Annotated in this window: 11 protein-coding genes; 7 read left to right on the forward strand and 4 right to left on the reverse strand. The window is 37.5% G+C overall.

The window, feature by feature from the left end:
* Positions 1–452 precede the first annotated feature (452 nt).
* A complete protein-coding gene (locus tag ACFPYN_RS08125; RefSeq protein WP_377733464.1) occupies positions 453–818 on the forward strand; it encodes a hypothetical protein in 366 nt (121 codons plus the stop codon).
* Positions 819–893: 75 nt separating this feature from the next.
* Here the strand turns inward: ACFPYN_RS08125 and ACFPYN_RS08130 are convergent, their stop codons facing one another.
* On the reverse strand, positions 894–1,442 hold the full coding sequence (locus tag ACFPYN_RS08130) for a competence protein ComK (protein WP_377733465.1): 549 nt from the start codon (positions 1,440–1,442) through the stop codon (positions 894–896).
* Between the two features lie 187 nt (positions 1,443–1,629).
* Here ACFPYN_RS08130 and ACFPYN_RS08135 point away from each other — a divergent pair, with 187 nt between their 5' ends.
* From ACFPYN_RS08135 to ACFPYN_RS08150, 4 genes are all read left to right on the forward strand, one after another.
* Complete coding sequence (locus ACFPYN_RS08135; protein WP_377733466.1) at positions 1,630–1,869, forward strand: IDEAL domain-containing protein; 240 nt, start codon at positions 1,630–1,632, stop codon at positions 1,867–1,869.
* Positions 1,870–2,198: 329 nt separating this feature from the next.
* Positions 2,199–4,181, forward strand: a complete 1,983-nt coding sequence (uvrB, locus tag ACFPYN_RS08140) for an excinuclease ABC subunit UvrB (RefSeq protein WP_377733467.1) — start codon at positions 2,199–2,201, stop codon at positions 4,179–4,181.
* Positions 4,182–4,187: 6 nt separating this feature from the next.
* A complete protein-coding gene (gene uvrA / locus ACFPYN_RS08145) occupies positions 4,188–7,088 on the forward strand; it encodes an excinuclease ABC subunit UvrA (RefSeq protein WP_377733468.1) in 2,901 nt (966 codons plus the stop codon).
* Between the two features lie 79 nt (positions 7,089–7,167).
* Complete coding sequence (locus ACFPYN_RS08150) at positions 7,168–8,325, forward strand: DUF4097 family beta strand repeat-containing protein (protein ID WP_377733469.1); 1,158 nt, start codon at positions 7,168–7,170, stop codon at positions 8,323–8,325.
* A gap of 114 nt (positions 8,326–8,439) precedes the next feature.
* Here the strand turns inward: ACFPYN_RS08150 and ACFPYN_RS08155 are convergent, their stop codons facing one another.
* Complete coding sequence (locus ACFPYN_RS08155) at positions 8,440–9,057, reverse strand: cyclase family protein (RefSeq protein WP_377733470.1); 618 nt, start codon at positions 9,055–9,057, stop codon at positions 8,440–8,442.
* A gap of 412 nt (positions 9,058–9,469) precedes the next feature.
* Between ACFPYN_RS08155 and zwf the strand changes: the two genes are divergently transcribed.
* Both zwf and ACFPYN_RS08165 read left to right on the forward strand, forming a co-directional pair.
* A complete protein-coding gene (zwf, locus tag ACFPYN_RS08160; protein WP_377733471.1) occupies positions 9,470–10,924 on the forward strand; it encodes a glucose-6-phosphate dehydrogenase in 1,455 nt (484 codons plus the stop codon).
* Between the two features lie 114 nt (positions 10,925–11,038).
* The gene (locus ACFPYN_RS08165; protein ID WP_377733472.1) at positions 11,039–12,376 is read left to right on the forward strand and encodes a glucose-6-phosphate isomerase; all 1,338 of its coding nucleotides are present in this window, start codon (positions 11,039–11,041) and stop codon (positions 12,374–12,376) included.
* Positions 12,377–12,663: 287 nt separating this feature from the next.
* On the opposite strand, the gene ACFPYN_RS08170 is transcribed toward ACFPYN_RS08165, so the two are convergent.
* Both ACFPYN_RS08170 and hxlB read right to left on the reverse strand, forming a co-directional pair.
* On the reverse strand, positions 12,664–13,656 hold the full coding sequence (locus ACFPYN_RS08170; RefSeq protein WP_377733474.1) for a Gfo/Idh/MocA family protein: 993 nt from the start codon (positions 13,654–13,656) through the stop codon (positions 12,664–12,666).
* A 148-nt stretch (positions 13,657–13,804) separates the two neighbouring features.
* A complete protein-coding gene (hxlB, locus tag ACFPYN_RS08175; RefSeq protein ID WP_377733476.1) occupies positions 13,805–14,362 on the reverse strand; it encodes a 6-phospho-3-hexuloisomerase in 558 nt (185 codons plus the stop codon).
* Positions 14,363–14,366: the final 4 nt, after the last annotated feature.

Genomic DNA, 14,366 nt, shown 5'->3' on the forward strand with positions numbered 1-14,366 from the left:
CAACAGAAAATCTATCAATTGTTTATTGCTAAGACACGAATAAATGATTCTAAGTTAAGCTAGAGATAGAACCAGCCGCCTATAATCGTAGTTGTCATCTATATTAGTTGATTGAAGCGCAGGTGGCGACTTCTGCGGGAATAGCATGAGCTGAAGGCCCCGCAGGAACGCAGTGACGAGGAGACTGAAGCCATGCCCGCGAAAAGCGTCCACCGTAGCGGAAATCAACAGGCTACTATGGTTACTCTTCTTAAAAAGACCGGGCGTACTTTGCCCGGTTTTTCTTACGTCTTTCGACACTGAATTACTCTAGCTATCTCACATTCAAGTTAACTTGAATGTGAGATATAGCAAGGCTTTCATTGATAAATACCCTAAATTCCCACTTGTAATTTTTTGAAATGAGCGTACAATATAAAATACGAACAGACGTTCTTAAAGGAGGCGAGAACATGCCGCTCATTCCATCCGAAAGTTTACCCTATTTTGAGAAAATGATTTATTTGCCGATGGTATTAACCATTTTAGAGAGGGACCGAGAAACCGTTGAAAAAGGTGCCTTCAAATTGAAGAGACCTTATGTTGCGATGATTGATCATGCAGTTAAAGAAGCGCAACGAGAACTGACAGACACTAAGCTCTATTTGCGCCAACATAACATGAAAGTCATTCGTGGTAATCGCGATGATACCTTCACCGAATATGTTTTCTTTCACAGTGGATACGAAGAGCATCGTCGCTATTTAAACGTAAGATTGCGGAATCGAGTGGAGGAATTGCTTGGTGTGTATTTATCTATTGCTAAACAAGCGAATTGAAGAAAAAATGAGATGGCTTAATCAAAAGTCATAATAAAAAGCCCTTTTAAAGAACGAAGGGCTTAGGTGTATGTATCATCTCTTTGGGTTTTTTCGAGTAGGGTTATATGTAAGTTTTGACTGGGAAAAGGGATGATTCATTTGGTCACGTGTTTTTTGAAAATGATTCGTCAGGAAATGAGAAAGAACAAATTGCCTGCACATCGTAGAATGCGAAACATTTACCGGTAGAATTTCAGAGTTAGTGAAATGTACCAAGCATTGATTGCGAGAGTTCAAGGAATAACGGTCGACAGCAGAAAAAGAAATCCAAATATTCCCTTCTGATTCAGCGGAAAGTGTAGGCATCATAATTAAAGGAACTCCAAAATCATGTGAAATCATAAGAGGGAGTTTGTGTAAACGTCCAATGGACTCCCGAGAGAAAAAAGTAGCATGCTTATAAGAATTTCCATAAAAAATGAGCGATTTTTTAATTATTGCATTGGGCTTCATTTTGACAAGAAATTCAGTATGATTTTCGATGACTCTAGTATAAAGATTATTCTCAATCCAAGTGGGTACAAGTGCAATTGTATTGAATGAAACTAGGTAATTAGATGTTGCTAAGAACTTTTCTCCCATGTATTCACTCCCCTATTAATAGACTACAAACCCTATTATAGAGAAATATGGCAATTAATCAACACTAATTTACTAATAATTAAAAATATTTAGAAAAAAATAAAACATAGCGAATTTTCAGAAAAAACATTTGCAACTTCCTACCGTTTTTACTTATAATAGAAAAAAGGCATCCGAGGTGATTGCAATGGATAAGTATTATTCATATGCTGATTTTCTAAAAGCGATGGGGCGAAATCAAACCGTTAGTGAAGCGGAAAAACTGTTGAACGAAATCTACATGGATTTATTTCTAAACCATGTACATAGAGAACAACGAAAAGATCGCTTATTAACTTTGATTGATCATGCGCTCGATCAAAAAGATAAAGGGTCGTTTGTGGCGTACGCCAACGAGCTAAGTCAGTTACAGCAAGACAGTGTGTAATCTTGATTCTATAATTCGTGAATCATCCGCTCTTTTCGAAGAGCGGATTTTCTTTATGTCTAAATTCACAAGCAGCTTCTCATAACATGCTATCCTCTTTAAATTGCTAGTTCCACTAGGCAAGTCGCGGGAACTTTATGGATCAGAAAAGTGCATATTCACTTTTCATCCTTCTAACGCCGCCGACAATTTTTACTTTTTGAACGAAAAAACATACGTTCGCTTTTTATTCGTATTCAAATGGGGAATATGATAAAATATGAACAATAATGAAAATGATCGACCAGAGCTAAAGTATCGATTTTCGCTTTTAAGTTAGGGGAGAAACCATGGAACAATCTTTTGATTTACAGGCACCTTATAAACCAGATGGAGACCAGCCGCAAGCAATTCAGGAATTGATTAAAGGAATAGCGGATGGTAAGAAATACCAAACTTTGCTCGGTGCGACAGGAACAGGTAAAACTTTTACCGTATCTAATGTAGTCACGGAAATTAAAAAACCAACATTGGTCATGGCTCATAATAAAACACTAGCGGGACAACTATATAGTGAGTTTAAAGAATTCTTTCCAAATAATGCGGTGGAGTATTTCGTTAGCTTCTACGATTACTATCAACCAGAAGCTTATGTACCTCAAACAGATACGTATATTGAAAAAGATTCGAGCATTAATGAAGAAATTGACAAGTTGCGCCACTCTGCAACGTCGGCTTTATTTGAACGACAGGATGTATTAATTGTTGCATCCGTTTCATGTATATACGGTTTAGGGAATCCTGAAGAATATCGTGATATGGTATTGTCCTTGCGTATGGGAATGGAAATTGAACGCAATCAGTTACTTCGTAAATTAGTCGACATCCAATATGAACGAAATGATATGAACTTTGTGCGCGGAAAATTCAGAGTGCGTGGAGATGTGGTTGAAATTTTCCCGGCATCTCGAGATGAGCGCTGTATTCGTGTTGAGTTTTTTGGAGACGAAATTGACCGAATTCGTGAAGTAGATGCATTAACCGGTGAAATCATTGGTGAACGAGAACACGTCGCCATCTTCCCGAACTCCCACTTCGTTACACGTGAAGAGAAATTGTTAGTAGCGATTGAAAACATAGAAGTTGAATTAGAACAACAGTTAAAAGTCCTTCGGGGTGAAGATAAATTACTAGAAGCGCAACGACTGGAACAACGTACTCGCTACGACTTAGAGATGATGCGAGAAATGGGCTTTTGTTCAGGAATTGAAAACTACTCGCGACACTTAACACTACGCGAACCAGGCGCAACTCCTTATACATTACTCGATTACTTCCCAGACGACTTCTTAATAGTCGTCGATGAAAGTCATGTCACATTACCTCAAGTGCGTGGGATGTTTAATGGAGACCAAGCGCGTAAAAAAATGTTAGTGGAACATGGCTTCCGTTTACCATCTGCCATGGATAACCGTCCGTTAACATTCCAAGAATTTGAGGGACATATGAAACAAGCGATTTTCGTTTCTGCGACACCAGGAGCATATGAACTAGAACATACACCGGAGATGGTTGAGCAAATTATTCGACCTACAGGACTCTTAGACCCTACAATCGATGTCCGTCCAATTGAAGGGCAAATTGATGATTTAATTGATGAAATCCGACAACGCTCTGAGCGCAACGAACGTGTGCTAATTACTACATTAACGAAAAAAATGTCCGAGGATTTAACGGATTACCTAAAAGAAATAGGAATAAAAGTTAACTACTTACACTCAGAGATTAAAACACTTGAGCGTATTGAAATTATTAGAGAACTTCGAATGGGAACATATGACGTGTTGGTAGGAATTAACTTACTAAGAGAAGGTCTCGACATTCCAGAAGTTTCACTCGTGGCGATACTTGATGCAGATAAAGAAGGATTTTTACGTTCGGAACGATCACTTATTCAAATCACCGGGCGAGCAGCCCGAAACTCAAATGGTCACGTAATTATGTATGCAGATCGTATGACGGATTCAATGACGAAAGCAATTGGAGAAACAGATCGTCGTCGCAACATTCAAATCGAATATAACAAAAAACACGGAATTACACCAAAAACGATTCAAAAGAAAATTCGCGACGTTATTCGTGCATCTCGTGATGCTGAAGAAACAATTACTTATATGGAGAAAGTGACAAAAGGGAAGAAATTAACCAAAGATGAGAAACAAACATTGTTATTAACACTAGAAAAAGAAATGAAAGACGCAGCGAAGGCACTCGATTTCGAACGTGCAGCTGAACTGCGCGATACGATTTTGGAACTGAAAGTGGAAGGATGAAGTGATTTGAAAAATCAAGAAATTCGTATAGAAGGTGCACGTGCACACAATTTGAAAAATGTCAGTTTAACCATTCCACGCGATAAACTTGTTGTTATGACAGGTTTGTCCGGTTCAGGAAAATCATCACTCGCTTTCGATACTATTTATGCAGAAGGTCAAAGACGATATGTAGAATCGCTATCATCTTATGCACGACAGTTTTTAGGGCAAATGGACAAACCAGATGTAGATGTAATTGAAGGTTTGTCGCCTGCCATTTCGATTGATCAAAAAACAACCAGTCGTAACCCTCGTTCGACAGTTGGAACTGTAACCGAGATTTACGATTACTTACGTTTGTTATTTGCACGTGTAGGTAAGCCAATCTGTCCGAATCATGGAATCGAAATATCTTCTCAAACCATTGAACAAATGGTAGATCGATTGATGGAATTTCAAGAAAAAACGCGTATGCAAATTTTAGCCCCAATCGTCTCTGGTCGAAAAGGGACGCATGCTAAAATGCTTGAAGATGTTAAGAAACAAGGATATGTCCGTGTACGTGTAAATGGAGACTTAATGGATTTAGATGATGATATTAATTTGGATAAAAATAAGAAACATGACATTGAAATTGTAATTGACCGAGTTGTGATGAAAGAAGATATTGCACCGAGGCTAGCAGATTCTTTAGAAGCAGCACTAAGATTAGCTGATGGGCGTGTATTAATCGATGTTATGGAACACGAGTTATTGCTGTTTAGTGAACACCATGCTTGTCCGATTTGTGGCTTTTCAATTGGCGAATTAGAACCACGTATGTTTTCATTCAACAGTCCTTTTGGTGCATGTCCTGAATGTGACGGACTTGGTACGAAGCTTGAAGTCGACCAAGAACTCGTCATTCCTGATTGGTCGAAGTCATTAAGTGAAGGCGCTATTGCTCCATGGGAACCGACGAGTTCGCAGTACTATCCACAACTGCTAGCAGCCGTGTGTAAACATTATAAAATCAATATGAATAAAGCTGTTTCAAAACTGACAAAAGATCAAATGGATAAAGTGCTTCATGGATCGGGTGCAGATAAAATTCGATTCCGTTACGAAAATGATTTTGGACAAGTCCGAGATAATGAAATTTATTTTGAAGGTGTTTTAAAAAATATCGAACGTCGATATAAAGAGACGTCTTCTGATTATATTCGAGAACAAATGGAAAAGTATATGGCACAACAAGACTGTCCAACATGTACAGGGTATCGCCTAAAGCCGGAAACATTAGCAGTTAAAGTAGCGTCACTTCATATCGGACAAGTAACGTCATTCTCGATTGAAGAAGCGGATGCATTCTTCAAGTCATTGGAGTTATCCGAAAAAGATATGCAAATTGCACGTCTCATTTTACGTGAACTTCATGAACGACTAGGGTTCCTTATAAATGTAGGATTAGATTATTTAACATTAAATAGAGCTGCTGGGACATTATCAGGTGGTGAAGCACAGCGTATTCGTTTAGCGACTCAAATCGGTTCACGTTTAACGGGAGTGCTTTACATTTTAGATGAGCCATCGATTGGTTTACATCAACGTGATAATAATCGTTTAATTGAAACGCTTAAAAACATGCGTGATATTGGCAACACATTAATCGTGGTCGAACATGATGAAGATACGATGATGGCTGCGGATTATTTAATAGATGTGGGTCCAGGGGCTGGAGTACATGGTGGCGAAATAGTGGCAGCTGGAACACCGACACAAGTAATGAAGAGTACGAAGTCGATTACTGGTCAATATTTGAGCGGCAAGAAATTTATCCCACTGCCTACTGAGCGTCGAAAACCAGATGGTCGAATGATTTCGATAAAAGGGGCAACTGCGAATAACTTGAAAAATGTAACGGTGGATATTCCACTGGGTGTCTTTACTTCTGTTACAGGTGTATCAGGTTCAGGTAAAAGTACGTTAATCAATGAAATCTTGCATAAATCACTTGCACAAAAATTAAATCGTGCAAAAGCAAAACCAGGACAACACAAAGAAGTAACGGGTATCGAACAGCTTGAAAAAGTCATCGATATTGACCAATCTCCAATCGGTCGAACACCTAGATCAAATCCAGCAACCTATACAGGCGTGTTCGATGATATACGTGATGTCTATGCATCAACGAATGAAGCGAAGGTTCGTGGCTATAAAAAAGGACGTTTCAGTTTCAATGTCAAAGGTGGCCGCTGTGAAGCGTGTCGGGGAGACGGGATTATTAAAATAGAAATGCATTTCTTGCCAGACGTCTATGTACCATGTGAAATTTGTCACGGCAAGCGCTATAACCGTGAAACACTAGAAGTGAAATACAAAGGTGAAAACATTGCTGACGTATTAAAAATGACTGCTGAGGATGCGGTGAAATTCTTCGAAAATATACCAAAGATTAATCGTAAACTTCAGACCATTGTCGATGTTGGACTTGGGTACATGACGCTAGGTCAACCAGCAACGACGTTATCTGGTGGTGAAGCGCAGCGTGTGAAATTGGCATCTGAATTACACAAACGCTCGAACGGCAAGTCTTTCTATATATTAGATGAACCGACTACTGGATTACATGCACATGATATTGCACGGCTACTTATCGTCTTACAACGTTTAGTGGAGAGTGGTGACACGGTAGTAGTAATTGAACATAATTTAGATGTGATCAAAACATCAGATTATGTTATTGACTTGGGTCCAGAAGGTGGCGACAAGGGTGGAACCATCTTAGCTGTCGGAACACCTGAAGAAATTGCTAAAGTCAAAAAGTCTTATACAGGTCACTATTTAAAGCCAATACTTGAACGTGACAGCAAGCGTATGGAAGAGCAAATAGCAAAAGCATCATCGAAGAGAACGAAGAAAAAAGAGACAGTTGCAGTAAAATGAAACTTTTCTTGTTTGTAATTCGTATGTATAAGAGAAGAACAAAGTACCGCGCAAAGCGGCTTTGAAGGAGGCCAAATATATGCAAGAAGAACGTAAACGCATTTTAGATTCAGTCGAAAAAGGGACGATATCTGCTCAAGAAGCGTTAATATTGCTAGAGGCTCTAGGAAATGAGGGGACGAAGCCACTTGCATCATCGTATGCTGGTAGTCAGTCTGAATCAAAAACTCATTCAACAAACTCGAATTCAGAAACACACAACAAGAAATCCACATCCTCTCAAGCAGAAGATTTTATGGAAGATATTAAACGAGACTTTTCCCAGTTCAGTGACCGCTTCATGCAATTTATGCAAACAACGGTAGGGAAAATGAAATCATTTGATTTTGAGATGCCGTTTGGTGAGCCTAACGAATTTCATCACACCGTTACAAAAGAAAACGTTGACTTTAAAGAAATATCAGTAGATATTGCCAATGGTAAATTCGAAATGTATCCGTCACAAGACGGTCAAGTACGTGCAGAATGTCATGTGAAGGTCTACCGCACAGCACAAGAAGAGGATACAAAGAAAGAATTTCTTGAGAAGTTTGTATTTGTAGTGGATCAACAACGATTACGCATCATTAGTGATTTGAAAACGACATCTGTAAACGTCGTTTTATACGTACCAAAACAACTGTACGATTCAATTTCAGTGCGCTTGTTTAATGGTGCATTTATCGGAAAACATTTAGAAGTAGGTCGTCTGAAAGTTAAAACTGCGAATGGCAAGATTGAACTGAAAGATGTTCATCTTGAAGATGGTGAAGTACAAACTGCAAATGGTGCCATTCAGATAAAAGAGGCAAAAGGAAATAAAATTGATGCCGAAACGATCAATGGAAAAATCTATATCGACGGCCATTTAGTAGACATCGAGGCTCAATCAGTTAACGGGCATGTTGTTGTAACAACAAAAAATACAGATGCTCGGAAAATTGAAGGGCGCGCTGTAGCTGGTGCAGTTGAAATTTATGTTCCTTCTACAGTTGGTTTACATGGAGAAATAGCTTCGAACTTCGGGAAAATGGAAGTTGCACTAACTGATGTTACACGAGTAAATGAACAAGAGCATTTCTTGCAAAAAAACATTCGTTTTACAAAAGAAATTGTAGGCTCAACAGTTGCTCCTCTCTACATTAAGGGCGAAGCCAAAACAGGATCAATTCTAGTTCGTTACATCTCTTCTGAATAATTAAGCGTGTAAAAATAAAAACCCGTATCTCAGACACTTTAAAAAAGGTGACTGGATACGGGTTTTTTCTATGAATTTTTTTTCGAACTTCTGTATCCCTAAAATCACAGAAACTTATTGTAGTCCCTCAAATAACAATACTCTTGCAGGAGAACCGTCTGTGCCTTCTAACTTAAGTGGTGCAGCAACCATGAAATATTCGCCTTGATTAATTTCCTTTAAGCGAAGTCCTTCAATGATAATTATTTTTTTGGCAAATAATGTTTTATGGGTTGGATGCCCTTCTTGACTGCGTTCAATTCCAAGTGTGTCTATTCCTACCCCTCGTACACCTATCTCAGAAAGGTATTCTGCTCCGTCTTGCGTAAGATAAATGAAATCAAAATTAAATGTATCTTCAAAAGAATTTTTCGTTTTGAAAAATACGAAATCATTTTTTTGAATGTCAAATCTTTCTAGATCCTTTTTCGAAATTCCGTCTTCCACTTGTGTTAAATCGAAAACTTTACATTGCCCCACAAGATCGTCCATTGAGATTGTTTCAAACGTATCGCCATCAACAACCATATGACGTGGTGCATCAATATGTGTCCCTGTATGTACATCTAACTCAAGACGAGTTTCCGTGACATATCCATCCGTTCCTTGATTCATTTTTGGTTGTTTTTCAGGTTTATTTTTGTAAACGGTCATTCCTTCATAAATAGTTCCTGTCACATCATGCATTTTCATTATATAATCCCATCCTAATAATGTATTTGCTTCATAAGCGATATGGTTATCCTCGCATGTTGTTGATTAAATTGTCTAGTAAAACTACTTTTTCTCTTGAATAGCGGGTATTTTTATCCTTTGTAAAAAAAATAGTGTTTATATTCTGTGGTTGGGTATATTACGAATGTACAAGTTAAGCCTGTTCTACATACAGTCTACAGTATGTTTTTTGTTACTAACTATATCAAAAGTAACTAGCTGTTAATAAAGTGCGTACTTACAAAAAAACACGATAAACATTATACTTACTTCTGTACTAAATCTACTATGAGTGGATGAACGAAAAATCTTAATACTCTTTTATTATAAATAACAAAAAAATAAGCATTATTCTAGTTTGGAAATGTTTTTGAAGTGGAGGAATAAAAAAGTGGATTCTATGACTTTTGTTTTGTTTGGGGCTACGGGGGATTTAGCTAAGAGAAAAATCTATCCTGCCTTGTTTAATTTATATCTAGATAATAAATTACCGGATTCTTTTTTAATAATTGGTGTGGGTAGAGGAGAATTATCTGATGATGATTTTCAAATACGTATAAAAGAATCGTTACTAACTTTTTCTAGACATGTAGTGGATGAAAAACATCATATAGAAGAGTTTATAAAGTTATGTCGTTATAACCGTTTAGATGTCACGAATGGTGAAGATTATAAAAATTTACTTGATGTCATTCAACAAAATGAAAAAGATAGAGAAATTAAAGAAAATCGTATGTTTTATCTATCTGTTGCGCCTGAATTTTTTGATATGATTGCATCGAATATCAAGGAGAGCGGATTAAGCTCAACGAATGGGTGTAAACGATTGATGATCGAAAAACCATTTGGGCATGACTTGAAATCTTCACAACATTTAAACGAAAAATTAAGCAATGCTTTTGAAGAAGACGAAATTTATCGTATAGACCATTACCTTGGAAAGCCTATGGTTCAAAATCTGGAGGCGTTAGGATTTGCCAACCCGATACTTCAAGCGTTGTGGAACAATCAACATATTGCCAATGTCCAGATTACTGCAAGTGAAACAGTTGGTGTAGAAGCGAGAGCTGGTTATTATGACAAAGCAGGAGCTATTCGGGATATGGTTCAAAATCATATGCTACAACTGCTAATGATGACGGCTATGCACCTCCCGACACAGATAAGTACGACGGACATTCGTTCTGAGAAGATAAAAGTTATGGAGTCTCTTCGACCACTTAAAAAAGAAGAGGTAGTTGATCACGTGGTACGCGGACAATATGGTCCAGGCGAAATCCAGGGGTCTGGCGTAATAGGGTATAATAAAGAACCTGGTGTTGCCACTTCTTCTAAAAATGATACATTTGTAGCAACTCGCGTGTGGATAGACAATGATTTTTGGCAGGGCGTACCCTTCTACATTCGTACCGGAAAGAGAATGAATGAGAAATTCACGAAAATCGTGATTGAATTTAAAAATCCATTAAAGGATTTGTATAGAAACGACAACCAAAATGCTGCACCAAATTTATTAGTTATCAATGTAAGCCCATATGAAGGAGTATCAATGCAACTAAATAGCAAAAACCCTCAAAATGGGAATTTAGAACCTATAGTTGTTGACTTTTCTTCGAGTGGGAAAGATGTACCAGAAGCCTATGAGTTATTGATTTTTGATGCTTTGCGTGGTGATTCGACATTCTTTGCTCATTGGAAAGAAGTTGAATTATCTTGGCAATGGGTACAACCTATTTTAGAGGCGTTTGAGGAAGACATCCTTCCGCTTCATCTATATCCCTCAGGTTCAATGGGACCTGACCCTTCAAATCAATTATTGAAAGTGGACGGATTTAAATGGTGGTAGGAAACCCTACTGCCTTTGGTGAAGGATTTGACATTCGGAAGAAAAGTGAATTCGACTTTTTAACAGTAGACAAACCCGAAAAATAAGGGGTTCATTCGAAAGGGGAAAAAACGTATGACTATTTCTTTTGATTACACTAATGCTTTATCTTTTATGGAAAAGAGTGAAGTAGATAATCTAAGCGGATTTGTTAAAGTGGCACATGATATGCTTCATGAAAAGACTGGCCCAGGTTCTGAGTATCTTGGTTGGGTTGATTTGCCACTTAATTATGATAAGGATGAATTTGCGAGAATTAAACAAGCAGCAGAGAGAATTAAAAACCAATCAGATGCTCTTATTGTCGTCGGTATTGGAGGATCATATCTCGGTGCTCGAGCAGCAATTGAAGCTCTATCTCATAGTTTCCATAATCAAATGAATGATAAAACACAAGTTTATTTTGCAGGTCAAAATATCAGTTCTACTTATCTAACCCATTTATTTGAGCTATTGGAAGGTAAAGATATCTCTGTCAATATTATTTCTAAATCAGGAACAACTACAGAACCTGCACTTGCTTTCCGTATTTTCCGCGATTTTATGGAGAAAAAATATGGAAAAGAAGAGTCACAAAAACGTATATTCGCTACTACAGATCAGTCAAAAGGCGCATTAAAAGAGCTTGCAGATAAAGAAGGCTATGAAACTTTTGTTATTCCTGATGATGTAGGAGGAAGATACTCAGTTCTTACAGCAGTGGGTCTATTACCGATTGCCGTGGCAGGACTAGATATTGACCAACTGATGGCAGGGGCGGCAGATGCTGCTCTAAAATACAATAATCCGGATTTAGCCACGAATGAAAGTTATCAGTATGCTGCAGTTCGAAATGCACTTTACAATAAAGGGAAAGTCATTGAACTACTGGTTAACTATGAGCCTTCACTACATTTTGTATCTGAATGGTGGAAACAGTTGTTTGGTGAAAGTGAAGGGAAAGATCAAAAAGGCCTTTTCCCTGCTGCCGTTGATTTTTCAACCGATTTACATTCAATGGGGCAATATGTACAAGAAGGTAGACGTAACCTTTTAGAAACGGTTCTTCAAGTGAAGAAACCTCGAGTTGAAATAAATATTCAAGAAGATCCAGAAGACACTGATGGGTTAAATTTCTTAGCAGGTAAGACAATGGATGAAGTGAATAAAAATGCATTCCAGGGAACGCTGTTGGCACATATCGACGGGGGAGTACCAAACCTTGTGATTGAATTTGATGAAATGAATGAATACACCTATGGTGAAATGGTTTACTTCTTTGAAAAGGCATGTGGGATTAGCGGATATTTGCTTGGAGTGAACCCGTTTGATCAACCTGGAGTAGAAGCATACAAGAAGAATATGTTTGCTTTACTTGGTAAACCAGGGTTTGAAGCTGAGAAAATTGCTCTTATGAAGCGTTTGACTAAATAATACGTATGTATAGATGGTCTTTAAGAATAAGAGAGAAGCTAAGTGACATGTTCACTTAGCTTCTTTTTTTCATGTTATAGGAATTTTCTCGTGATTGAGATTTAGTTGTAAAAAAAGCGTGTTTAGTTGTAAAAATGGGGCATTTAGTTGTAATTTTGACTGATTTAGTTGTAAAAATCACGACTTTAGTTGTAATAGTTAAATAATGGTAAAAATAAATCATGAAAATAAAAATGGGCAAGTGACTAAGTCACAAGCCCATCTCTTTATTGGTAAAACGTTTTGTGTTAAATTAATTTTTCATCACTGGGATATTTAAGACCAATTTCAGCTCGAATTCTATCCACCACTAGCATTGTGGTATGTGAGTTTGCAAATGAGTTAATATCAGACTCCATTTTTCCTTGATTGATTAAGTCGATAAATTCTTTCACCTCATAATACATAGCTGGATGAGATTGGTCGATAGTTAATTGTTCTCGAGTGCCGTCATTGTAGTGAATTTCAACTTTCTCAGGCGAGCTAATTTTATCTATCATCAAGCTGCCGTTTTCGCCTTGAATTTCGCTAGGTAAAGAAGAATTTGATATTTTAGAATACATGACAACAGCATCTTTATCGTCATAGCTTAGAACAACGCTACCTTCACCATCCACACCTGATTCCAGCATTATGCCAGTTGCCTTTACTTCATTAGGTTCACCAAATAAAGTGATAAGTGGATACAAACAATAAACACCAAGGTCCATTAATGCTCCATTAGCAAACTTTGGATTAAAAGCATTGAGTACAATCCCTTCTTTGTATTTATCATAACGAGAAGAATACTGACAATAACTAGCAAAGTATCTACGGATAGGACCGATTTTATGTAAGTTATCTTGAATGACCTTGAAACCTGGAAGTAATGTTGATTTCATAGCTTCCATTAATAGGACATTATGATCTTTAGCTGCTTGAATCATTTTGGTTACTTCAATTGAATTTGCAGCCAATGGTTTTTCACACAATACATGTTTGCCATTTTGTAAAAATAAAATAGCTTGTTCTGCGTGAAATGAATTAGGACTAGCAATATAGACCGCATCAATTTCTTCACTAACTGCCATTTCTTCTAGGTTTGTAAATAGTTTTGTTACACCGTAGTTGCTTGCAAATGTTTCTGCCTGTTCAATCGTGCGAGAATAAACTGCTGTTAGTTCAAAATCATCTACAGCATGTGCTGCTTCAAGTAATTTTTCTGTAATCATATTCGTACCAACTACGCCCATTCGAACCATGTAATCAACCTCATTTCTTTTTTTATAGACCTTACTTTTATAAGATACTCTCCATCAAGTATAACCACATGGAGACATGCATTAAAGACCGCAAATTTCTAAAAGAAATTAATGCGGTCTTCATGTCTACATATATTTTAGATGAAATCTATTCGAGATTAGCATGTTTGCCATACATCCTATTAGAGTCCAATCCTTTTTTCTCCATGATACGCAAAATCAATGCATCGTAAAATAATAACATTGTTTGCTCAAAAAGTGACCCCATAGGTTGTATTGTCTTGTATTCACTTTCGGATTTATCTTTTGGTGAACCAGGCAATTTAACTATAATGTCAGCTAATTTTCCTATCGTGGATTCAGGGAAAATTGTGACAGCTGCGACTGTTCCGTCCAAACCTTTTGCCTTTTCTGCTATAGAAACCAAGGTTTTCGTTTCACCCGAGCCAGAACCAATTATTAACAGATTGTCTTTTTCTAAATTAGCTGTGACGGTTTCACCGACTACATAGGCATCAATCCCCATGTGCATCATTCGCATCACAAAAGATTTGCCCATAAATCCAGAGCGACCAGCCCCAACCACAAAGACTTTCTTGGATTCAAGAATTTTGTTTACCAGTTTTTCAGCTTCTTCATCAGCCATCAAGTCGACTGTCTGGTTTAATTCTTTTATGATTTCAGCTAAATATTGAGTCGTCTGCATTTTT

This window comes from Paenisporosarcina macmurdoensis, assembly GCF_042658845.1.
GTDB classification, from domain to species: domain Bacteria; phylum Bacillota; class Bacilli; order Bacillales_A; family Planococcaceae; genus Paenisporosarcina; species Paenisporosarcina macmurdoensis.

Excerpts from the sequence above, each read along its gene's own strand:
- uvrB (WP_377733467.1), top strand. The coding sequence starts at position 2,199 with ATGGAACAATCTTTTGATTTACAGGCACCTTATAAACCAGATGGAGAC.
- ACFPYN_RS08125 (WP_377733464.1), top strand. The coding sequence starts at position 453 with ATGCCGCTCATTCCATCCGAAAGTTTACCCTATTTTGAGAAAATGATT.
- ACFPYN_RS08155 (WP_377733470.1), bottom strand. The coding sequence starts at position 9,057 with ATGAAAATGCATGATGTGACAGGAACTATTTATGAAGGAATGACCGTT.
- ACFPYN_RS08165 (WP_377733472.1), top strand. The coding sequence starts at position 11,039 with ATGACTATTTCTTTTGATTACACTAATGCTTTATCTTTTATGGAAAAG.
- ACFPYN_RS08130 (WP_377733465.1), bottom strand. The coding sequence starts at position 1,442 with ATGGGAGAAAAGTTCTTAGCAACATCTAATTACCTAGTTTCATTCAAT.
- ACFPYN_RS08170 (WP_377733474.1), bottom strand. The coding sequence starts at position 13,656 with ATGGTTCGAATGGGCGTAGTTGGTACGAATATGATTACAGAAAAATTA.
- ACFPYN_RS08135 (WP_377733466.1), top strand. The coding sequence starts at position 1,630 with ATGGATAAGTATTATTCATATGCTGATTTTCTAAAAGCGATGGGGCGA.
- ACFPYN_RS08150 (WP_377733469.1), top strand. The coding sequence starts at position 7,168 with ATGCAAGAAGAACGTAAACGCATTTTAGATTCAGTCGAAAAAGGGACG.
- hxlB (WP_377733476.1), bottom strand. The coding sequence starts at position 14,362 with ATGCAGACGACTCAATATTTAGCTGAAATCATAAAAGAATTAAACCAG.